Annotated in this window: 17 protein-coding genes and 1 pseudogene; 9 read left to right on the forward strand and 9 right to left on the reverse strand. The window is 59.9% G+C overall.

Annotation, left to right across the window (positions count from 1 at the left end):
- The first annotated feature begins 892 nt into the window (after positions 1 to 892).
- The 3 genes from C447_RS13060 to C447_RS13070 all read left to right on the forward strand — a co-directional run bounded on the left by C447_RS13060 (position 893) and on the right by C447_RS13070 (position 3,733).
- Positions 893 to 2,098, forward strand: a complete 1,206-nt coding sequence (locus C447_RS13060) for a cytochrome P450 (protein ID WP_152416163.1) — start codon at positions 893 to 895, stop codon at positions 2,096 to 2,098.
- 103 nt (positions 2,099 to 2,201) lie between these two features.
- The gene (locus C447_RS13065; RefSeq protein WP_007694644.1) at positions 2,202 to 2,837 is read left to right on the forward strand and encodes a TetR/AcrR family transcriptional regulator; all 636 of its coding nucleotides are present in this window, start codon (positions 2,202 to 2,204) and stop codon (positions 2,835 to 2,837) included.
- 122 nt (positions 2,838 to 2,959) lie between these two features.
- Positions 2,960 to 3,733 carry an SDR family NAD(P)-dependent oxidoreductase gene (locus C447_RS13070; protein WP_007694646.1) on the forward strand — a complete coding sequence of 258 codons (774 nt, stop codon included), beginning with the start codon at positions 2,960 to 2,962 and terminating at the stop codon, positions 3,731 to 3,733.
- A 162-nt stretch (positions 3,734 to 3,895) separates the two neighbouring features.
- Here the strand turns inward: C447_RS13070 and C447_RS13075 are convergent, their stop codons facing one another.
- From C447_RS13075 to C447_RS17735, 3 genes and pseudogenes are all read right to left on the reverse strand, one after another.
- Positions 3,896 to 5,104, reverse strand: a complete 1,209-nt coding sequence (locus C447_RS13075; protein WP_007694648.1) for a cytochrome P450 — start codon at positions 5,102 to 5,104, stop codon at positions 3,896 to 3,898.
- Positions 5,105 to 5,189: 85 nt separating this feature from the next.
- The gene (locus C447_RS13080; protein WP_007694650.1) at positions 5,190 to 5,810 is read right to left on the reverse strand and encodes a TetR/AcrR family transcriptional regulator; all 621 of its coding nucleotides are present in this window, start codon (positions 5,808 to 5,810) and stop codon (positions 5,190 to 5,192) included.
- A gap of 367 nt (positions 5,811 to 6,177) precedes the next feature.
- Positions 6,178 to 6,303, reverse strand: a pseudogene (locus tag C447_RS17735) (SDR family oxidoreductase); the annotation flags it as partial.
- 47 nt (positions 6,304 to 6,350) lie between these two features.
- Here C447_RS17735 and C447_RS13085 point away from each other — a divergent pair.
- The 3 genes from C447_RS13085 (at position 6,351) to C447_RS13095 (ending at position 11,404) form a co-directional block, all read left to right on the forward strand.
- The gene (locus C447_RS13085) at positions 6,351 to 7,100 is read left to right on the forward strand and encodes a helix-turn-helix domain-containing protein (RefSeq protein WP_007694652.1); all 750 of its coding nucleotides are present in this window, start codon (positions 6,351 to 6,353) and stop codon (positions 7,098 to 7,100) included.
- Positions 7,101 to 7,165: 65 nt separating this feature from the next.
- Positions 7,166 to 9,481, forward strand: coding sequence for a heavy metal translocating P-type ATPase (locus C447_RS13090; protein ID WP_029601652.1), 2,316 nt, complete (start codon positions 7,166 to 7,168; stop codon positions 9,479 to 9,481).
- A gap of 351 nt (positions 9,482 to 9,832) precedes the next feature.
- A complete protein-coding gene (locus C447_RS13095) occupies positions 9,833 to 11,404 on the forward strand; it encodes a TrkH family potassium uptake protein (RefSeq protein WP_029601651.1) in 1,572 nt (523 codons plus the stop codon).
- Positions 11,405 to 11,485: 81 nt separating this feature from the next.
- On the opposite strand, the gene C447_RS13100 is transcribed toward C447_RS13095, so the two are convergent.
- The gene (locus C447_RS13100; protein WP_007694659.1) at positions 11,486 to 12,235 is read right to left on the reverse strand and encodes an Lrp/AsnC family transcriptional regulator; all 750 of its coding nucleotides are present in this window, start codon (positions 12,233 to 12,235) and stop codon (positions 11,486 to 11,488) included.
- 257 nt (positions 12,236 to 12,492) lie between these two features.
- Here C447_RS13100 and C447_RS13105 point away from each other — a divergent pair, with 257 nt between their 5' ends.
- Together C447_RS13105 and C447_RS13110 are read left to right on the forward strand one after the other, a co-directional pair.
- The gene (locus tag C447_RS13105) at positions 12,493 to 12,765 is read left to right on the forward strand and encodes an amphi-Trp domain-containing protein (protein ID WP_007694661.1); all 273 of its coding nucleotides are present in this window, start codon (positions 12,493 to 12,495) and stop codon (positions 12,763 to 12,765) included.
- A gap of 157 nt (positions 12,766 to 12,922) precedes the next feature.
- A complete protein-coding gene (locus C447_RS13110) occupies positions 12,923 to 13,318 on the forward strand; it encodes a hypothetical protein (RefSeq protein WP_007694662.1) in 396 nt (131 codons plus the stop codon).
- Positions 13,319 to 13,490: 172 nt separating this feature from the next.
- Here the strand turns inward: C447_RS13110 and C447_RS13115 are convergent, their stop codons facing one another.
- The 5 genes from C447_RS13115 to dhaK form a co-directional block, all read right to left on the reverse strand.
- Positions 13,491 to 14,852 (reverse strand): GntP family permease, encoded by a 1,362-nt coding sequence (locus C447_RS13115; protein WP_007694665.1) that lies wholly within the window; start codon positions 14,850 to 14,852, stop codon positions 13,491 to 13,493.
- A 373-nt stretch (positions 14,853 to 15,225) separates the two neighbouring features.
- On the reverse strand, positions 15,226 to 16,041 hold the full coding sequence (locus tag C447_RS13120) for a DUF6544 family protein (RefSeq protein ID WP_029601650.1): 816 nt from the start codon (positions 16,039 to 16,041) through the stop codon (positions 15,226 to 15,228).
- Positions 16,042 to 16,253: 212 nt separating this feature from the next.
- Positions 16,254 to 16,634 carry a dihydroxyacetone kinase phosphoryl donor subunit DhaM gene (gene dhaM, locus C447_RS13130; protein WP_007694671.1) on the reverse strand — a complete coding sequence of 127 codons (381 nt, stop codon included), beginning with the start codon at positions 16,632 to 16,634 and terminating at the stop codon, positions 16,254 to 16,256.
- Entirely contained in the window at positions 16,631 to 17,332 is a 702-nt protein-coding gene (gene dhaL, locus C447_RS13135; protein WP_007694673.1) for a dihydroxyacetone kinase subunit DhaL, read from the reverse strand. Before dhaL ends, dhaM begins: the two co-directional genes overlap by 4 nt.
- The gene (gene dhaK, locus C447_RS13140) at positions 17,329 to 18,327 is read right to left on the reverse strand and encodes a dihydroxyacetone kinase subunit DhaK (RefSeq protein ID WP_007694675.1); all 999 of its coding nucleotides are present in this window, start codon (positions 18,325 to 18,327) and stop codon (positions 17,329 to 17,331) included. The genes dhaL and dhaK overlap by 4 nt, the downstream gene beginning before the upstream one ends.
- A gap of 500 nt (positions 18,328 to 18,827) precedes the next feature.
- Between dhaK and C447_RS13145 the strand changes: the two genes are divergently transcribed.
- Complete coding sequence (locus C447_RS13145) at positions 18,828 to 22,724, forward strand: glycoside hydrolase family 97 catalytic domain-containing protein (RefSeq protein WP_079254988.1); 3,897 nt, start codon at positions 18,828 to 18,830, stop codon at positions 22,722 to 22,724.
- Positions 22,725 to 22,888: the final 164 nt, after the last annotated feature.

Genomic DNA, 22,888 nt, shown 5'->3' on the forward strand with positions numbered 1-22,888 from the left:
AAATGAGAGTGGAGGCTATCAGCGATAGCAGAGATAGAGGGGTTGGTATATTTGAGAACCATAGACATCTATTTATAGGGGCCGCATGGTATTTAGTACTGGCAAAGAGCCTGAAACCAAATCATCCGAGAACGACGCGCAGAACGGGTCAGATGTTCTGAAATTTGGTAATGGTACTGTGGCTGGTATCATAGGTAGAGAACTCAATTTTTGTTACAAACACACCAATAGGATTGGACTCCCCTTTTCTAGCTAACCAAGTGTCATAGTATTGCGAGTGGTATATTGACAAGCAGCAAAAAAGTTTGAAAGACTATAATTCAGAAGTAATAGCTCACAACAAGGAGTACACTATAATCAGATTCCGGGAGGCGTTACTATTGAATTTGCGATCGAACAGAGCTCTATCGACGTGAGCGGGACCTCTCGCCTTACTAAACGGACCCTCAATTCTCTCGAGGCGGATATCTCCCCTTTTTTGATGTGCAAGGCGTCTATCAAGAGAAGGACTGTGTTCTCCACCAGTTGTACTGTCGCCCACTGAGAGACGTACTCGCCGATCTTCTCCTTCGTATCAATGACCTCGTCCTCGTAGCCCTCTCGGTCACCAGCGATAGGTTCTCTTCAGTGATATCGATAGCGACCATCCCAGCGTGATGAAATGCGTTCTTCGCCAACACTTCGATTTGTTCGGTCTCAAGTGGAAACACCGGTGTCATGCCCTCCACGGTACCGGCTGGTTAGGTATGCTCTCGAAACCAAAACGACCTCCGACTGGCGAGATCCCTTGGAGTAGAATCGGTCGCTCCTAGAATCACACTTTTGACTAAGAACGGTATCAGAGAAGCGATTGAGCAGAAGGCCTATTAATTGACCGTTCAATAAACTGCGTGTGGCAACGCAAAACCCCGAGCTCGATATGAAGCTCCCGAGCGGTCTCGAACCATCACAGCGGCGGGTGGACCCGTTCACCTGGTACGAGACGATGCGCAGCACTGAGCCCGTCCGATACGACGAGGAACGCGAGCGGTGGGACGTCTTCCGCTACGACGACGTCAGACGGGTGCTCTCGGACTACGAAACCTTCTCCTCGGCGGGGTTGTCGGATTTCGATTCGTTCGACGTTCTCGGAACGGTTCTCGTGGATGAGAACCCGCCGGAACACGACCGGCTTCGCGGCGTCGTCGACGAGTTCTTCCAGCCAGGAAACCTCGAATCGCTGCGTTCGTCGGTTCGCTCCATCGTCGATGAGCAACTCGACCGGACGCTCGAGGACGGCCCCGCTATCGATGCTATCGGACAACTTACGGCTCCGGTCACCGTTCTCACGATCTCCCGATTACTTGGCATACCACGTGAGGACTGGGATACGGTCAAGCAGTGGAGTGACGTCATGGGCGGTGGTGGTGCGTCGGAATCAGAGGACTGGAAGGATGCTCAACGAACATTCAAAGAGATACGCGAGTACATCGGCACGCTCCTCGAAGAGCGTCGAGGCGAAGACCGTGACGACGTGATTTCGGCGATCACGAGCACCGAAGCGTCCGAGAACGCCCTTTCGAAGGAGGAGCAGATCTCGTTTTGCATCTTCCTCTTCCTCGCCGGCCACTCGACCACGACTCATGCGGCCGGAAGCGTGCTCTGGACGCTCGCGGAGGAGAATCAGTACGAGAACTTGCGTGATGGCAAGCTCGACAGGGAATTGACGTTCGAGGAGTCGCTTCGCTACCGAGGACCCGTTCAGTCGCTCTCCGGTCGTCACACGACCGAAGAAGTGGAGCTGAGTGGTGTGACGATCCCAGCCGGCGAGCAGGTCACCTCGTGGATCGGGTCAGCCAATCGGGACCCGGAGGTGTTCGACGACCCGGAACAGTTCCAACCGGACCGACGGGCGAATCGCCACATTGCCTTCGGGTTCGGCCCGCACGTCTGTCTGGGGGCACCGCTCGCGAGACTGGAAGGTGACACCATCCTCGATGCCGTCACTGACCGGATTCAGGACATCGAACTCGCGGAGGAATCCTTCGATCCGGAACCCATGTCCTGGCCGCTCACCTACGGGCTCGATAGCCTTCCGATGCGGTTCTACGGGATGTAACGAGCGGCCACTCACCGCTTCTCGAAGGAGAAACGTATAGAAGAGCGGTCCCAAAACAGTATACAATGCCGCTCAGACAGCCGACATACGTTGTGATCGGTATATGAGTCACAGGGAAGGGACCGAATGGCGAATCAGGGTCGCTGCGATCCGTGCGCTGGCCAAGCACGGGTATGCCGACCTGTCCATCAAACGGATCGGGGAGGAGCTGGGCCAGAGCTCGTCGCTCCTGTATCACTATTTCGACGACAAGGACGACCTGTTGCTCTCGACGCTCGATCTGGTCGAGGAGGAGTTCGTCGACCAACGAGGCCGTGATGAACCGTCCAATCCGAAAGAAGACCTGGCCGACCTGATCGATGCGTTCTTCGACCCGTTCTCGGTCACGACGGACGACGTTACCACGGCGGACGAGATCGAGTTCGACGTCGTTCTCGTCTACGTCTACGCGGAACTCTGGGCACAGGCGACCCGAGACGAGCGGTATCGAGCGAAGATCACCGAACTGGAAACCCGGTTCGTCGACGAGATCACACGGACGCTCGAAAGGGGAATCGAGGAGGGACAGTTCCGCGAGACGCCACCGACGAAGACCGCTGAACACATCTTCGCACTCTTTCTGCACGAACTCCACACGAAGACGGCCGTCGACCGCGACGAAGCAACCGAGATGACACGTACCAACCTGTATGATCTCACGGAGCGAGAGCTCTCGGTCGACCTGCGTAACCCCGAATAGCGCGAGCGCAGGGTTTTCGTTGGGGGCCGAAGCGCTGTACGGTCCAGACTGAGACCGGGTTCGCATCCGAGGTCGGCCGATAGCAACGCTTATTTGATTGATCGATCAATCTACTAGTTGCTATGCAAGGGATCAGCGACAAAACCGCGGTCGTCACGGGAGCCGGATCCGGTATCGGGCGGGCATCGGCCGAGCGTTTCGCTGCAGAGGGAGCAAACGTCGTGATCGCGGACGTCGTAGCGGATACCGGGCGGGAAACGGTCGACATCATCGAGGACGCTGGAGGGGATGCGGTCTTCGTCGAAGTGGACGTCAGTGACCCGGACTCCGTCGAGGAGATGGTCGACACCGCTGTCGAAACCTACGGCGGGCTCGATTTCGCCCACAACAACGCCGGGATACTGACCGGATTCGCGCGAGTGACCGATATCGAGGACGGCCAGTGGGACCGGTTGCTCGACATCAATCTCAAGGGGATCTGGAACTGCATGAAGGCCGAACTCCCGGTGATGGCAGACGAAGGCGGTGCAGCCATCGTCAACACCGCCTCCGAGGCGGGTCTCGTCGGGATGGGCGGTCTCGCGAGTTATTCGGCGAGCAAGCACGGCGTCGTCGGACTCACGAAGACGGTGGCCCTCGAGTACGCCAGTCGCGGAGTGCGTGTCAACGCGATCGCACCCGGTCCGACGGAGACAAACATTCAAGCCAACTCCGGAGGTGGGAACACCGATCCGACGGAGTTCGAGTTCGACACGTCGGCGATGGTCGACGTTCCGATGGGCCGTGGCGCGACTGCCGACGAGATGGCCGGTGTCGTGGCGTTCCTCTGCTCTGACGATGCGTCGTACATCACCGGCCACACGCTCCCCGTCGACGGCGGTCAGGCCGCTGATTGAAGAGAAAAGAATCGGATAGCGATCGTAATCGATACTCGATTCAAACCAAGTGAAGCTGGTTCTCCCCGCTTCTGCCGGAACGAGGTGACTGAGAGGATTATCTCTGGATCATCGGCGATAGATCGCTCGGCAGGATATTCCTTCCACGAGATCAGTACCGGTCTACGCTATCCGACAGGGAAGAGAGCGAAGACCGTAGTGACTGGATATCGGTCGTAGTTCCGATAGGTCCCCATCGAGTCGGTCGAAACGCGTGAGGAGACGGTCGAGCGCGATATCCGCTTCGAGACGTGCGAGCGGCGCGCCCAGACAGTAGTGAATGCCCTTTCCGAACGCGAGGTGTTGGTTGGGACTCCGCTCCGGACGGAACGCCTCCGGTTCGTCGAAGACGTCCGGGTCACGGTTCGCAGCGCCAACCCAGACGTTCACGATCTCCCCGGCCTCGATCTCGTGCCCACTGAGTTCGACGTTCTCGGTCGTCACCCGCTGTATCTCCTGGATCGGGGAGCGATAGCGAAGCACCTCCTCGATGGCTCGCTTGCGGTCGATATCACCCGACTGGACGGCATCCATGACGCCCTGTTCCTCGAAAGACCAGATGGCGTTCGTCAGGAGGTTCGTGGTCGTGATGTTGCCCGCGAGGAGGAGGATCATACAGAAGCCGATCTTCTCCTGTTGGTTCAGTTCGTCCGCCGTCGCCGCCAGTGTGACGAGGTCGTCCCCCTCTCCCGCTCGTCGTTCCTCGAGAAGCTTCGCGAAGTACTGACCCATCTCCCTTTGCGCCGTCTCGCGCTGTCGTCTCATGCGCTGAACGGCTTCCTCGCTCGGGTCGTCTGGACGGGCGATGAGCGCGTTCGACCACTCCCTGAACTGGTCACGACGCTCGGCGGGGATACCCAGCAGTTCCGCGATGACCGTCACCGGGAACGGAACGGCGAACTCCTCGACGAAATCGAATCGATCGGTGTCCTCGAATCCATCGATCAGCTCGTCGGTGAGTTCTTCGAGCCGGGGTCGATAGTCGCGAAGTATCCCGGGTTGGAAACGCTCGTTGACGAACCCTCGCAGACGCTCGTGCTCCGGGGGGTCCGTACTGATCATCGTCTTGAGAACGGTCATATCACTCCCAGCATCGTCCGAGGGGTCGTCGCCCCTATCGGAGCGGTCCGCCGAGAACTGCTCGTAGTTGCGAAGAACGTGATCGACGTCCTCGTAGCGGAAGACGTCCCACGTCTTGCGGTGTTCGTCGTAATGGACGGGGGCCTCACTCCGCATCTCGGCGTACCACTCGAAGGGTGCGAGATGGGCGTCGCGGCTCTGGAGGGCGGCCGGATGCTGCCGGGCACTGTCGACCGAATCTGTGGACTGCACGAATTAATTGACCGATTAGTTAATTGTAAGCCTTTCGGGCACCATTCTCGGTTGGGGTCGTCCCTCTGATGGGGCGGGATCCTCGTCAGTCGCGTCTGGAGATGTCGTCGATGATGTCGTCGGTGATCCGTTCGACGCGGTCGGTTGCGGTCCCCGAATCCGTTGTCGCACGGGTGTGGAGGCCCTGCTTGAGGAGGAAGAAGACGTGGTCGGCCGTCAGCTCGGGGTCTACCGAGACGAAACACCCACGCTCGATGCCGACACGAAGGATTCGGGCGATCGTCTCGTGGACGCGTGCTTCGATGGCCGTGGTCTCCGCACGGAACTCGTCGTCCCACGTCGCGTGTGCCCAGAGTTCGACGAACACCCGTGAGAGAGCCGTCTCGATGTCGGCCGGCGGCGATTCCATTACTTCCTCCACTCGTGTCGGGTCCGGATGGAGGAGCTGCGATACGAATCCCCGGAGGTCCGCTTCCGGATCGTCGATCGGCTCCTCCGCCCGCCGTCCGACGAAGAGTTCGACGAAGACGTCGAGCATCGAAAGCAACAGCTCGTCTTTGCTACTGAAATAGTGGTAGATCAGCGACGGGTTCTGACCGAGTTCGTCCCCGATGTCCACGAGCGTGAGGTCCGTGTAGCCGTGTTCGGCGAGCGCACGGAACGCGGCTTCCCGAATCCGTTGTTCGGTTTTCGGTGCGTTGCTCATTGTACTGTGCTATATCGCATATGAGGATGGTCCTTTTGTTTCATCCCTTCCGAGCGATCACCTCAGCACGTACTCCAGCCAGAAAGTTGCTAGCTTCGGTTCACGAGTTACTCCGAACCCGATGCTTAGTCAGTTAGTCGACGATGTCTCCATTTCGTTCGGCGAGTAGTGCGGTTCGTCATCTCGCCTAAGCCGTTCGTAGCTTCGCCGATAACCGACCGTTCCGCATCCCCAAGTGACCAACTCGACCGGGCTATTTTTGCGTAGGTCCATGAACTGATTACTGAGCCCTTCGTACTCCGCCTCTATGCACCTCAGTGGGTGGGAAACGCTACCCCATACACCAGTACTGAGGATCGACCACCAGTTAGTCGGCAGATTGCCCTCCATCAACGGGAAGCGTATGACCGGTGATGTACGAGCCGTCGGATGAGCAGAGGAACGCCACCGCACTGGCTATCTCCTCGGGTTCGGCCATCCGATCCAGTGGGACGTTTACTATCGACACCTGTTATGAACTTGTAGCGGCTATCTCGGCCCATGCGCGAACTCGTCTTCGCCCTCGAATACGAACCCGGCTGCAATCGGGTAGCCGATACGCTGGCTGGCCACCCGGGGGCCTCGATCCGCTCGCTCTCGCTGCACGTCACTCAGGACCGACTCTGGCGCGTCGACCATGCGACGGGAACGCCCGATGCCCTCGCTGACATCGAAGACGCGTTTCTCAACGGCGACTACTACGCCGACTGTCTCGCCACCGAGGACTGCAACGCGACGCAGACCACACAGGTTCTCGACCGGACCGCTGAAACGCTCGTCCTCTATTCGTACTGGGAACGGACCCCGCTTTGTGCCTCGATTCCCCACATCGCTCGTGACCATCTCGGTGACGGGTTGCTGTTCGATACGCGCCACGAGAGCCGCCACTACACCTGGCGGATCATCCACTCCGGCGAAGGTGCCGTGAGCGACTTCTTCGACGAACTCGAAACAGCGGTCGGTGATTGCGCCCGGATGGAGATGCTTCGAACCGCGGTCGCCTCCCCATCGATGGGTGATACCGCCACCGGCCTCGACGAACTCCCATCCGAACAGCAGGCGGCGATTCAAGCCGCCGTCGAACACGGCTACTACGAGTCCCCTCGGGAAATCGACGTCGGTGAGCTGGCCGAGCATCTCCACGTACCCCGCTCGACGCTCACCTACCGACTCAGACGGGCCGAAGAACACCTCGCAAAGCGACACATCGCCCGCGAGCAGCTCCCGGACGAGCCATCGCCAACGCCCTGACCACGAACTCTAGTTTGGAATATTCCAACGAAGTCTTATCGAACTATCCGACCTACTTTGAGAGGATGACCGAACGTATGGACACCGGGGATCAAGCAAGCAGTTCCGAGCAGGGGCGACAGCTATCTGTTCGTCTCGCCGTTCCGGAGATGGACTGTCCATCCTGTGCACGAAAAGTCGACAAGAGCCTCCACCGTGTCGACGGGGTTGTTGAAACGACGCTCCAGCCGACGACCGGGACAGCTACCGTCACCTACGACCCAAACCGTACCACCGAGGTTGACGTGATTGCAGCTATCGAAGGAGCGGGCTACGAGGTAGTCGGCGACGAAAACGACCCCAACGAGAGCTCAGGAGGTGAGACGAATATCGCACCGCCGTCGGAGATCTGGACGAGTTCCCGCGCGATCAAGACGTGGATCGGTGCGGGATTCCTCGTGTTCGGTCTTCTCTTCGAATTCGTTCTCGCCGGGCAGAACCTAGAGATGGCGACCCTTCTCAGTTCATCGTTCAGCCTTTCGGATGGACTCTTTCTCGTCGCGGTCGCTGTCAGCGGCTATCCGGTCGTTCGTGATGGATACTACTCGGCGCGAAACCTGAGTCTCGATATCGACTTGCTGATGGGGACGGCGATCATCGCGGCTACCGGTATCGGCTACTTCGTCGAGGCGGCGACGCTTGCGGTTCTCTTCAGTATCGCGGAACTCCTCGAGGATTACGCGATGGACCGGGCACGGAACTCGCTTCGTGAACTGATGGAGCTTTCCCCGGACGAGGCCACGGTTCGCCGGGACGGCGACGAGGTGACCGTACCGACCGACGACGTGGCGGTGGGAGAAACGGTCATCGTCCGCCCCGGCGAGAAGGTCCCGCTCGATGGAACGGTCCTCGAGGGCGAGAGCGCGGTCGATGAGTCACCGATCACCGGGGAGAGCGTCCCCGTCGATAAGTCCGAAGGTGCGGATGTATATGCTGGGAGTATCACCGCGGAGGGGTATCTCGAAGTGGAAGTCACCTCGACGGCGGGCGATTCGACGCTCTCACGCATCATCGAGATGGTACAGGTGGCCCAGGAGAACAGAACCGACCAAGAGCAGTTCGTCGACCGGTTTTCGGGATACTATACGCCCTTGGTCGTCGTCCTGGCGCTCCTCACAGCAACAGTACCACCACTCGCACTCGGATGGCCCTGGGAGACGTGGTTCGTCCGTGGGTTGACCCTGCTCGTCATCGCATGTCCGTGTGCGTTCGTCATCTCGACACCTGTTTCGGTCGTCTCCGGGATCACGAGCGCTGCGAAGAACGGCGTACTGATCAAGGGCGGCAATCACCTCGAAACGATGGGTGCAGTCGACGCCGTCGCGCTGGACAAGACGGGAACGCTCACCAAGGGTGAACTCACGGTCACCGACATCGTTCCACTGGGAGACCACACCGAGATGGACGTTCTCCGATACGGTGCAGGCTTGGAACGGCGAAGCGAACACCCCATCGCCGAGGCGATCCTCGCTCGGACGGACGAAGCTGAACTCACCGGCCTCCCTACGCCATCTGAGTTCGAGAGTTTGACTGGAAAAGGGATTCGAGCCGAAATCGATGGCGAAACGTACTACGCAGGCAAGCCGGCGCTGTTCGAGGAACTCGGTTTCGACCTCTCCCGAACTCGCGGCGTGACCGACGGGGGAACCATCTCGGATGGTGTTTCTCGAAGGGGTCCGTCGGAGCGGGAAGTGTTCGATGCGGACGTGTTCGCCGAACTCCAAGACGAGGGACGAACAGTGGTTCTCGTTGGCACGGGAGCCGAGTTGGTCGGGGCGATCGCGATCGCTGACGAAGTCCGTCCGACCTCGCAGCGTGCGGTCGAGCGCCTGCACGAACGTGGCGTCGACCACGTCGTGATGCTCACCGGCGACAACGAAGAGACAGCGCGGGCTATCGCCGAGCAGGTCGGTGTCGACGAGTACCGTGCGGGACTGCTCCCGGACGAGAAGGTGGACGCTATCGAGGAGCTGCAGGCGGCACATGGCGACGTCGCGATGGTCGGCGACGGCATCAACGACGCACCCGCACTCGCCACCGCCGACGTCGGGATCGCGATGGGCGCAGCAGGGACGGACACGGCACTCGAAACCGCCGATATCGCTCTGATGGGGGATGACATCGGGAAACTCCCGTATCTCTACAGGCTCTCACGGACGGCGAACGAAGTGATCCGCCAGAACATCTGGATGAGTCTCGGTGTGAAGGCACTGCTGGCCGTCGGCGTCCCGCTGGGATACGTGAGTGTTGCACTCGCAGTCGTGGTCGGCGATATGGGGATGAGCCTCGGGGTAACGGGCAACGCGATGCGACTCTCACGCCTGAAACCAAACGACGACTGAGCGTATGGCTTCGCTCGGGTCGACGTTTCGTGTTTAGCACTGAGGTGGTGCGGCGATCGAGATGACGGAGAGCACCTCGAATACATGCCATACATCGGATACGCGTTGAGGAAGACTGAACCCTTTTATGTGTCGAATGTGGATCCGCGGTATCGTATCGGTGAATCCCGACACATGGCGAAGGAATCGGAAGACTGTGAACGTGAGATGGGAATCCGTATATCAGATACTAGTGAGTGCTGATGGAGACGAGGGGTCGGTCGGGCGTATCCGAAAGCCGAAGAGGGGGAGTTCCGCCTCTTCTCGCGACGCTCGCTTCGCTGTCCGGCTCAACAGGCGAATCCTCTACGCATGAATACGGGCCGAACGCGTTCGGTACGGGACCGAGTACCAAGAACCTACGTCGATTACCGTAGTAGTCTCAGTTTCACCGGTTCGGTGATAAAGTACCTCGCTCTGACACCGCTGTTCCCCGCTGTTTGCGCCCTCTATTACAGTGAGGACATCCTCCCGTTTCTGGTGACGACCGTCGTGATGGGCGGCGTCGGGATCGGTCTCGAACGACTGAAGCGAGACCCCGAACTCGGTCACCGAGAAGGGTTCCTCCTGGTGAGTCTCACGTGGCTGGTGGTCCCGGTCCTCGGAACGCTCCCGTATCTGGTGGCGGGTGAAGGGACGGTCGCCTATCCAGTGAACGCGCTCTTCGAGAGCATGAGTGGGTTCACTACGACGGGGTCCACCCTACTGGGGGAGATATCCTTCGCGGAGCACTCGCATTCGATACTACTCTGGCGACAGCTCACGCAGTGGCTCGGCGGGATGGGTATCCTGGTTCTCATGGTTGCACTCTTGCCACAGTTATCGGTTGGTGGTGCGCAGATCATGAGCCACGAATCGCCCGGCCCCACCATCCAAAAGCTCAGACCACATATACAGGACACCGCCCGAGCCCTCTGGAAGATCTACTTCGCCTTTACACTCGCCGCGATCGGTGTCTACTACGGCCTCCATCTGATCGGAGTCGCACCGAACATGGGCCTCTACAACGCCATTTCGCACGCACTGACCACGTTGCCAACCGGCGGGTTCTCACCGGAAGCGAGAAGTATCGAAGCGTTCAGTCCCGCGATTCAGTGGGCGGTTATCGTGTTCATGGTCGTAGCGGGAACGAACTTCACGCTCTTCTGGTACGTGCTCCAGAACAAACCCCGAAAGCTGACCCACAACTCCGAATTTCGCTCGTATTTGTTCGCCATGGGGATCGTTGGTGCACTCCTCACAGTCCTCTTGTTCGCTGGCGTAGGGCTCTCGCGGATTCCAACCCATATCCCCCCGTTAGTGGGCGACGTCGAACACGCAACTCGGCAAGCGCTCTTCCAAACGGTTGCGGTCGTGACCACGACCGGCTACGCCAGCATGGACTTCAATACGTGGCACGAATCCTCGCAGGTAGTCCTTCTTTTCGCGATGTTTCTCGGGGGGTCGGCGGGTTCGGCAGCAGGCTCGATCAAGATCGTTCGGTGGAACCTGGTTTGGAACGCAGCTACCAGCGAACTATACACGACAGTGCATCCCGACACCGTCCACCCGATCCGGAATTCGGGTGGACCAGTCGACGAGGATACCCTCCGGAGCGTCTTCGTCTTCATCTTCATCTTTATCGGGATATTCGGCGTTTCGACGGTCCTCCTCTACTTCGATAGCCTTCGGATCGGCCTCGACCTCACCGGGCTCGAAGCGATCAGCGCGACGATCGCCACGCTTGGGAACGTCGGCCCAGGGGTCGGCATCGTGGGCCCGATGAACGGCTTTCTGCCCTTCTCACCGATGTCGAAGCTCTATATGGTCTTCTTGATGTGGATCGGACGCCTCGAAATCCTCTCGGTGCTGGTGATCTTCACGCCTTCGTTCTGGGAGCGGTAGCCGTAGCGGGCCCGGTCTCGGCTCACGAAGACCGCGTTTCGAGCGAAAGAGAGCGAGTATCCGATCTCGGGATATCCTTCCTCAATTCCCTGCAGAGCCGGTGAACTGACCGAGAAAATCGTCGGTGATACCGGTTCGGCCGAAGACGGTGACGAGGTCACCTGCCTGGATAGTCGTATGCCCTTTCGGGGTGATGATGGACTCGCCGCGCTCTATCGCTACGACGAGTATTTCATCACCGAGGAGCCCGTCTTCGTTCGCTTCCCGAAGCGTCAACCCAGCAATGGCTGCGTTCTCCGCGATAGTGAGGTCGACGACTTCTGCCTCGCCGCTGAGGTTCAGGAAGTCGGTCATCGACGGCTCCATGGGGTCCTCTTCGGGCCCGTAGGGCTGGTACGACCGTGTCCGCTCGCTCTGAACGAGGTCCTCTCCCTGGATGTCCACCCCGAGTGAGGAGAGCTCGTGTGAAATTCGGGAGAGGTCCTCGGTATCCGCACCGACTGCCGTGACGTGGAGATTGCCGCGACCACTCATGAGCTCACGCACGTTTACTACTCCGGGGATCGCGAGCGCTTGTGTCGCGAGATGGGCCCGCTCGGTGACCGAAACATCGCAGACGAATAGGTTTCTGAGGCTATCGTCAGCACGCTCGTAGTCGATGGCCGCGTGATAGCCCGTCAGTATTCCGTCTTCTTCCAGCTGGTCGATGCGATTTCGGATCGTGCCGGCGGAGACGTTGACCTCTTCGGCGATCGTCGGTGCGGATGTACCGCGTGCGTCTTCAGCGAGCCGATAGAGGATTCGGCGGTCGATTTCGTCGAGTCTCGCCATCTGTCTATGAGTGTGGGACTTCGACCAGTCCCTTTTCACTGTCGCTTCTCCAGCTCCTCCCCACACCCTTGCTACTCTCGAGAGGTATCTGAAGGGATAACGCGTTTCGAAACAAGAGAGCCCGTGTTCTGCTACGACGAAAATGCGGTCGGTCGATTCGTGTCTCATGGACGATGACGTCCGGGAGAGTGAGAGATATCGTCGTTGAAGATAGTGAACCGATTACTTATACAATTCCCGAGCGTATCGGTAGCTGTATGCCAGAAGAAGTGCTGTTCGAATCCGAGAGTGCACAGAGCAGGAACGATATCGCTGCGATGCTGCGAAGGGTCGCGGACAATCTCGAAGCCGGGGACGCGATCACGCTCAGAGCCGGGGACGAATCCGTGACGATGGATCCACCCGACCGTCCGACGTTCGAAGTCAAAGCCGAGCGTGAAGGACCGGCGGACGGGCCCGGTGAGTTGAGTGTCGAATTCGAGATCGAGTGGGACGAAAACGGCGAGAGTGGTTCCTTAGAGATCGAGTAGCGGAGAGGGATCGGTTGTCGAATGCGAACGGGACAACGGACACCCTCGACACATCCGCGAAAGCATCGTCCTGGGCCGTCGCGCGTGAAAACAGCTCTCGTCCCTCGTTTACCGACCGAGAGCGAGGGACTATCTTCCTCGCCGACGAAAGGAAGGTATGTGGTCACGAAAGATCCCCGCGCGTGGCAGGCTTCTCATCGTCGGTCTTACGTTACTCATCGCTCCAGCAGTGCTGCTCGGAGTGACGCTGCTCATTCTAATGCTCGGACGGAACATCCTGGTCAGTAACCTCTCGCCCGTGCGTATCATCGAACTCTACGTTACCAAACTCGTGCTGTTCGCCATCCTTGGCGTGTTACTGTATCGATACGTCGAGCGAGCGATCGAACGACAGCTCCCGGCAGCAGTCGACGACGTAAATCGCGAACGACGCGAACGCGAACGGACTGAGCCTGAGCGAAAGGAAGCAGAGACACCGACGGAAAGCGGAAGCAATCAGAAAAACAGGCGCGGGTCGGGGCGACGGAGGGATCGCCGCCACGACGATAGGTGACATCCTCTCCGCCGCTTGGTCGGGTCAATAACGCTTGGAGTGCCAGCGTAACGATCCCTCGTTGAGTCGAGGAGGACGATGAATCCGGCCACGTGACCTGCTACTTACGACCGATACGGCTCAGGGTGGGTCGCGATACGTTCGGTGCGTTCTCCTGCGATCAGGGTGGCGATCAGCCGAGTATGCCGACGATGTTCTGAAGAACGACGATCCAAATGATGCTCGAGAGACCGAGGACGAGCGTCCCGAGCGTCCAAGCCTGGTAAGCGGTCGCGGTTTCCATGTCGGAGAACTCAGTGATGATCCAAAAGTACGAATCGTTGGCATGGCTGACCGTCATGCTCCCGGCACCGATGGCGAGGACGGCGAAGACACGTCCCCACTGAGACGCGAGCCCGAGCGAACCGAGAAGCGGCGCAACGAGCCCCGCAGTGGTGAGGATCGCGACCGTCGAGGATCCGAGCGCGGTCTTCAGGGCCGCAGCGGTGACGAACGCAGCGATGAGACCGATACCGAGTCCACCGAACGTGTTGCCGATGAACCCCTGGAGCGGGAGTTCCGAGAGGACGTTGCCGAAAGCGCCGCCAGCCCCGGTGACCCCAATGATGACGGCAGCGTCGGTGAGACCGTCACTTACCCACTCATCAGTGACCGTGTCGGTAATCTCGGGGACGACTGTGAAGCTCGTGAAAGCACCGATGATAAGCGCGACGGACGGGTCACCGAAGAACAGCAGCCAATCCTGAAGCGCACCGGCGACAAAGGCCGGGTCGTCCGCGTTGGGATACGAAGCGATGCTTCCGATCGCAATGAGGAGGATAGGGAGGAGGATGGGAGCGAACGACCTCGTCGTCGATGGGAGGGTACCGTACTCCGCTTTGACGTCGTCCATCGTTGTCTCCGGATTCGGGTCGATGTGGTAGCGAGAGGCGACGGTCGTCGCCCACTTCGCCCCGACGAACGTGATGGGGAGACTCACGACGATCCCGGCGAGGATGACGAGGCCGATATCGGCACCGAGAATACCGGCGGCAGCGATGGGGCCGGGTGTCGGTGGGACGAAAACGTGAGTTACGTACAAACCGCTGGCCAGAGCGACGCTGAGCGTCGCGAGCGAGAGGTTCGAGCGCTCGGCGAGTGACCGTGCCAGGCCGGAGAGAATGACGTACCCCGAGTCACAGAAGACGGGGATGCTGACGAGGCTGCCGGTGATGGCCATGACCTCCGCAGTTCGCTCCTCGCCAATGAGGTTTAGAATGCTGTCCGCAATGACGATAGCGGCACCGGAGCGTTCGAGTGCCTTTCCGATGATGGTACCGGCGAAGATGACGATGCCGATGGAGCCGAGAACGCTCCCGAAGCCATCCGTGACGAGTGTGGCTGCGTTCGTTGGATCGAGACCAGCGATGAGACCGGTCGCGTACGCAGCGATGAGGAGCGTGAGGAAGGCATGGAGGTCGAGTTTCGCCGTTGCGAAAACGATGAACGCGACTGCAGCGAGCAACAACAGTATCAGTGGTATTCCCGTGAGCATTACCCAATCCAGCACCGATTGGGATGTATATGAGTATTATGGGTCTCCCGTTCCATCCACATCGTCGGGNACAACAGTATCAGTGGTATTCCCGTGAGCATTACCCAATCCAGCACCGATTGGGATGTATATGAGTATTATGGGTCTCCCGTTCCATCCACATCGTCGGGTGGATCCGCCAACAGTACCCATGTTCCTTTTAGAATGTTACAGATCGGTGTCGATTCCATCGCATACTTTTCCATCTGTTTCCGCGATCGAGTATCGGACCACCAGAGGTTGGGGATTCAAAAACGGCCCTCGGACAGGTCGGACGTACTTTACCAAAGTCGAGGTGAGGTGATCGCTTTCGAGAGCGATGCCAGTAGTCGAGTCAATGAAAGGAGGCCTCTCGAAGTTTCGCTCGAAAGAACGGCTCATACGCATCGGTTCCGAACCCCCAGCCCACCTCTACTCGGGAAGGGATAGTGAATCCGTTGACGGTTCGTTCACGCTTTACGATCGCCCCGAACGGGCGCATCTCGCCGGTATCGCCATCCAGACGGAGCGTTTCGATGGATTCGACCGCACCCTGCCCGTCGACGGTTACCGTGAGCGATTCCTCGACGGTGGGAAGTGTCACGCGTGCCCGGCGATCGTCGATCCCGTCCCACTCAGCCCCCATCATCGGAAGGAAACTCGTGGGGAGCCAGACCGACTCGGCGAGAAACCGGCCGGCCGACGAACGGTCGATGGCCTCCCCGCTGGAACGAACGATGGGGACGAGACCAGCGAGGGCAAATCGCTGCCCACCGGTGCCGTCGACGGAGAAGTCGGCTCCCGAAAACCCGAGGCCGAGACCGGAGTGAACGTTCGGTTGCCAGACGAACCCGCGGCGTGCGGCCAGTGTCTTCTCGGCGTCGAATGACAGCCAGCGGTCGCCGAGACGGAGTTGCCCATCCATCACAAGCTCGACCCGACGCGCGAGTGGCGTGGCTGGTGCGATAGCGTGACGAAGATAGCGCCGGGCTGCTTTCGGGAGCTCGCCAATAGAATCGGGGTCGAACACGTCATCGGTCGTTCGTTCGGTCCTGAGCGCTCGTTGATGTTTCTGGAGCTTCCACCGGTCGCGGAGCTGGAGAGCGCCCAAGATGCCACCGGCCCCGGCAAACGCGAGTACGACACGACGTGGGACAGTCACGTCAAGCATATGCAGACGATTCGATTGCTATCGGGTATATTCTAGGGCTGGAGGAGAAGCAGCTACCACAGGTCGCGAGGATGGTTTGTCGGAGGCACGAAGTTCGAGCCGACGACACCGGAAGTACGTGATGACGCTGTCTGATCAGGGAAATAGCGATGAACAGTTCGATCCGATGGGTCGGGATCGATGGGAGTCAGCGATATGCGTAGGATAGGTGCTCATAGTTTGTCGATGTCACGTGCGGCCTCGGCTTGCTCTCGAACCGATTCGAGCGTTGCATTCGGGCCGGTGGCCGCGATGGCTGCGTTGACCGCTCCTTCGAGTACCGGTCCATCCGCGATCACGGCCTCGACGTCGCTCATCTCGATGGCGACGTCGGCGTTCATCACCGCACTCCCGAGGTCGACGAGGACCACGCATCCATCCCCGTCGTCGGCGGTGGTGAGCGCATTCTCGATATCGTCGGGAACGGTACCGATACCGCTGTCACCGTTGCCGCCGACCGGTTCGATGGTGACCTCCTCGGCCATCTCCGCTGCGACCTCGGCGATCCCCTGAGCGGCCTGCTCGCTATGGGAGACGACGACGAGCCCGATCATGCCTCCGGATCCTCCTCGGGGGTGACCGGTGAAGTGGCGTCGACCGACGACGCGAGGTCGGCATCGAGCCGTTCCCGTGTAGTTGCTAGGAGCGTTTCGAGGATGAACAACGTGCTCGTCGCCCCGGGATCTTGGTGGCCGACGGACCGCCAGCCGAGATACGATGCTCGGCCCTTCGATGCCCGGATGGGAACCGTGAACGCGACACCGCGTTCGGCGGCATCGACGGCTTTCGCGAGCGCCTCTATCGCCGGGAGGTCGTCCACTTCGATCGACTTCTTGAACGTGTGGACGGCCGGAACCAGCGCGTCGACCATGGTCTGGTCGCCGACCGCGGCATCACCGCGGTCGGTCACTTTCTCCAGATACGTCTCGGCGAACGCGACGAGCGTCTCGTCGGTGAGCCCGTCATCGAGTTCCGCGCTGGCGAACACGAGCGATCCGCCGTACAGCGGGCCCGAAGCCCCGCCGACTTCGGACATGAGCGTCCTGCCGGCCGTTTTAACGACCGTCGCGACGTCGGTGTCGTCGAGGTCCTCGACCGCGGTAGCGGCTTCCGCCCAGCCACGCGCCATGTTTCCACCGTGGTCCGCATCGCCGATGGCCGAATCGAGGTCAGTCAGGTGCTCGCGTTCGGCTTCGAGGCGCTCCGCGATGGCTCGGACAACCGCTTTGACCGCCGCCGTTTGCTCGGTCATGGCTTCACCAGGGCGGGCGTATCGACTGGCTCGTCGAGGAGCTCCTTCAGTTCGTCATCGACCGAACAGATAGTGATCGAACAGCCCGCCATGTCGAGCGAGGTCATATACTCACCGACCCAGGTATCCCACGTCTCGATGGCCTGCTCGCCCAGAAGTTCCTGTAGCCGGCGGTTGACGACGTAGAGCTCCATGAGCGGCGTTCCACCCATCCCGTTGACGATGGTGAGGACTTCCGCCCCCTCGTCGAGATCGAGGTCGTGTAGCACCGCATCGGTCAGTTCGTCGGTGATCGCGTCGGCGCTCGTGTGAGTCGTTCGCTCGACGCCGGGCTCCCCATGGATACCGATCCCGACCTCGATTTCGTCCTCGCCGAGGTCGAAGGTCGGGTCGCCCTTTTCGGGGGTGGTACAGGAAGTGAGTGCCACTCCCATCGTTCCGACGTTGTCGATAACTTTCTGGGCCACCCGCTGGACCTCATCGAGGTCAGCGCCCATCGCCGCCTTCGCCCCTGCGACCCTGTGGACTAAGACCGTGCCACAGACGCCTCTGCGACCGGATGTGTACTCGGAGTCCTCCACGGCGACGTCGTCGTTGACGACGACCGTCGCGACGTCCGTCCCCTCCATCTCGACCAGTTCGGCCGCGGTGTCGAAGTTCATCACGTCGCCCTCGTAGTTCTTGACGACGGCGAGGACGCCTTCGCCGCTGTCGCACGCCGTGATCAGGTCCTCGAACTCGTTGGCGGTCGGCGAGGAGAACACCTCACCCGCAGCCGCGCCATCGAGCATTCCGTCGCCGATGTAGCCGGCATGAGCCGGTTCGTGGCCGCTTCCACCACCGCTGACGACGCCGACTTTTCCATCGACCGGTGCGTCGTCACGAACGAGGACGCCCGTCCCCGAAAGCCGACGAATACGCTCGGGATGCGCCGCCACTATCCCATCGAGCATCTCATCGACAACGTCTTCGGGATCGTTGATGAGTTTCTTCATGATCGATATGTACTCGTGGGCGGGACGATAAAGAGTATTCTCTCCGTCGACGAAGCTTCGTCCCACAACGAACATGGTCGCCGCTCATGCGCCCCGGTTGAGGGATCCGACGGTACGTACGCCGCAGTGGCACCGGTAGTTAGCTCATCTGTTCCGCTACGACGGTTGCTGAGTTCGCTACGCTATTCGTCCTACAAGTTTCCAGAGTCCTGAGTACTAGACGGAATATCCTGCGCTCAGTTGGGTGACTGAAGCCCTACGAGGTGGAATCCTCCGTTGTAAAGACGGAATAAATGTCGATAGCCGCTCAGTTTACCGTCAACATCCCGGTTCTCGATCAGACGAGATGGCTACTTAGCATCACCGTGAGAAATGCAGACTTAAACTACCCACGAAATCGCAATTACACTTATAATCTCGGTATTCGTAGGCATCGATCTGGATAAAATACGATGTCAGACAACGAGAACACGGATTCAGACGAGCGTTCGACGCAGCGAATGAATGACAATATCCCGGTCACTCACGAGTATTGCGCGAATCGTCGGCGATTCCTTGGCGGGGTGACGGCGGCAATGGCCGCAGCAGCATATACCGGGTCGATACCCGAGACAGTAGCCGGACAAGTCACCAATGATGAGGATGGCCCGACTCACCGGGTCGAGTCACCCGACGGGTCGATTGTGGTTACGGTCGATGTCTCCGATGGGGTTCCGGTCTACGCCGTCGAGTACGGCGGGACGACGTATCTCGATGAATCAGCGCTCGGATTCGACTTTCGAAATCAGCCGACGTTCGGTCGCTCAGCCGATGGAGCGACCGGGAGCGCGATTGAGGTTACGGGCAGCGAACGGGGACGAGCGACCGAACACTGGGATCCGGTCTGGGGCGAGTTCGAACGGGTTTCCGCCGAGTACACATCACTAGTTCTCGGCCTGGCCGAAACGGACGGAGAGGGACGGTCCGCCAATCTGGAGTTCCGGGTGTTCGACGAAGGCGTGGGATTCCGGTTCGTCCTGAGTGATGATTTCGCGAGCAATAGCGAGCGGGCCGTCATTACCACCGAAAACACCGAATTCAATTTCGCCGGCGACTACACTTCCTGGTGGATCCGAAACGAGGTCACCAATCCTCGTTTCGAGCAGGAATACAGCGAGACCCCGCTTAGCGAGATCCCGAGTGGGACCCGAGAGACACGGCCAACGAGCACGCTGCTTCGAAATGGTGCCCACACGCCGCTAACGGTGCAAGCGGCCGACGACGCCTACCTCTCCATCCACGAATCAAACCTCGAGGACTACGCGGCTGCAACGATCGCACCTCGGTCCGAAAACGGCGGAACCGAGTTCAGCATCGAGCTCACTCCGCTGCCGGACCGAACGAAGGTTTCGTTCGAACTCCCGAACAAGACGCCCTGGCGCACGATCGGGGTCGGGTCGACGCCGGGTGCACTCGTCGAATCACAGCTCATCCCCCTTTTGAGCGACCCGCTCGACGAATCGGCGTTTCCCTCGGCTGACAGCGGGATCGATACCGACTGGGTCACGCCGCGAAAGTACGTCGGGATCTGGTGGATCATGATCGCAGGCGGGAACAACTGGGAGTACCGGCCGGACGATTCGTTCGATTCGCAGGAGGCGGCCGCGAGCTACATCCACGGGGCGCGAACCGAACGAATGAAGCGGTACATGACGTTCGCGAGCGAGAACGGAATGGATAGCGTGCTCGCGGAGGGTTGGAACAAAGGCTGGGATACTTACCCCGGCAATGGACTCGGCTTCGAGTTCGGCGTCGACGATTCCTACCCCGATTTCGACGTCCGGGAGGTCACGTCGTTCGGCCAGAGTCTCGACGAGGAAGTCGAGATGACCATGCACAACGAGACCGCCGGCAACCTCCCGAACTACGAAGAGGAGATCCAGGACGACGACATCTTCGAGGAGTACGAAGAGGTCGGAATTCGGTCGATAAAGAACGGCTACGTCTCCGACCCGGGGCTCGGCATCGACGGCAACGGTGCCGAACCAACCCACAACCACCACAACCAGCTCGCGGTCAACCACCACCGGCTGGTCATGCAAAACGCGGCAGCGAATCGGCAGATGCTCGAGATCCACGAAGGGATCAAGCCAACCGGGGAGATCCGGACGTATCCGAACGTCGGCGCTCGTGAGGTCGTCAAGGCTCAGGAGTACGACGGCTTCACCTATCTCGATTCCGACGTCGACCGCGACCATCACGTCACGCTGCCGTTCACCCGAATGCTCGCGGGACCAACGAGCTATCAACCAGGGATCTTCGACATCACGTTCAACGACGACCGGGGAGGTCAGATCCAGACCACGCGGGCCAAACAGCTCGCGATGTATCCCAACTACCTTGGCGGCCTCCAGATGGCCGCCGACCGTATCGAGGCGTACGTCAACAACGAACTCGAGGTCGGCCAGCTCGTTCAAGCGCCGTCGGGCGAACTCGATGGTCTCACCACGCTCAACGACTGGCGGAACGCGTTCGGCGCGCATTTCGTCCCGCTGGACCCCTCGAAATCTCCGTCGGGGTCGTCGGTCGAGTTCGTCGTGAAGAACGTCGAAGCCGCCGGCCAGTACGACCTCCATCTCCGGTACGCGGCCGATGCGGAACAAAATGCGAGTCAGGTACTCGACGCCGGGAAGACACAGGCCACCCTGCGAGTCAACGGCTCGGCGACGACCATCAGTCCCTCGTTTACCGACTACTGGGACGAATGGGACGTATTCACAACGACCGTCGACCTCGAAGCGGGCGAGAATACGGTCGCACTCGAACTGAACTACGAGGATACCGACGACGGATTCACCGGTGACGTCGGTGGGTTCAATCTCAACACGGTTGCAGTGAGTGAAGCAGGTTCCGGATCGCCCGTCCCCGCATCGTACGAGGGCTATACGCCCGAGAACGAGAACTTCGAGACGAAGCCCGAGTTCGCGTTCATCGAGGACGTTCCCGCCGCCGGGTGGGACGAGACGCGTGTTATCGATTCGGCGGTCGCCGACTACATCGTCACTGCCCGACAGAAGGACGAAGAGTGGTATCTGGGCGCGATGACCGACGAGAACGGGCGTGCGATCGATGTACCGCTTGACTTCCTCGCGCCCGGTCAATCAGGGGACGACCACCATCCAGGGCGCGGAAAGGGACGAGAACGAGGTCGTGAAAAGGGTGAACATGGCGAGCACGGCCGAGGCAAAGACAAGGGGCGACCGCCTAACGGACCGAAGTACGTCGCGGAGATCTACTCCGATGACGTCGGCGCCGGGGTCGATACGGACCCAACGGCGGTCCGGATCGACGAGGCGATCGTCACGTCGCGAACGACGTTGCTCGCATCGATGGCGCAAAGCGGTGGGACGGCGGTCAGGATCCGACGGGCGCGCGGCAAGGAAATCGGCGATCTACCCACCTACGAGTATCCGAACCAGGACATCGAGGTCTCGATCGAGAGCGACGCGCAGTTCGGCGAACCGTTCATCTCCGCGACGGGGTCGAACGATGCGGCGTTTGTCGGCGGAACGCCGGTCAAAATCGAGGTGGATGGGGACCTCGAAGCCAGCGACATCGTTCGATTGCCGCCAAATGCAACGGACGAGACGATTGCATTAGGGTACTCCCTCAGTAGGGCGGGTGAGTACGATGTCGTGGTTCGTGGCTCGGACGGGACAGTGCTCGCATCAGCGACCGTGGCGGTCGCCCCAGGTGAGGAGATCGCGACGTTCAGCGATCCGTCGGGCGACGACACCGGTCCAGGTGAGTACGTCTATCCGACGGATGGAGCCTTCGAGGATGGTGCGTTCGATCTTCTCTCGTTCGGTGCATACGAGACGGATACCGAGTATCTGTTCTCGTTCGAGGTGGCGAACCTCTACGATACGTTTGGCGGGTCGTTCTCGCCACACTACTTCATCGTCTATCTCCGCGACCCCACGGTCTCGGGTGGCCGCACGACGACGCTCGATGACCTGAACGTGACCGCCGAGTTCGAGTCCCCATGGCAGTATCGGGTCGATGCAAGCGGGTTCGGAGCGGGAGTAACCGACGCGAGCGGGACGACACTGGGAACGCCGGAGACGTTCGTCGATTTCGCGACCAATACCGTCACCGTTCGGGTCGCAAAGAACCAACTGAGCGGGTTGAACACCTCGAACCTCGAAGTCGTGCCGGTAGTTGGGTCCGAAGCCACCGGTAGCTTCCGCGCCATCGAAGTCGAGGCGGGACAGTACGTGTTCGGCGGGGCGAAAGAGGGAGCGGTTGAAAACGCGCCTCGGATCATCGATCTCCTTACACCGTCGGATGCCAGTCAAACCGATGTACTTGCGTACGACGAAACCTCGCGGGCGGTACTCCCGTTCACGCCACTCTGAGCAGGGGTTTACCTAAATCCAGGTGCTAAGGCCCCTCCCTCAAGGAGCGCGACCGAAGGGAGCGCGAGTAGGGAGGGGATACAGCGCCGTCATCATTTCATCACCCAGGTAATTCCCTACAAATGCTCTCGATTGGGAACGTCGCTCTCATCCACGGATAGTAT

Origin of the sequence: Halococcus hamelinensis 100A6 (assembly GCF_000336675.1) — an archaeon.
GTDB lineage: Archaea > Halobacteriota > Halobacteria > Halobacteriales > Halococcaceae > Halococcus > Halococcus hamelinensis.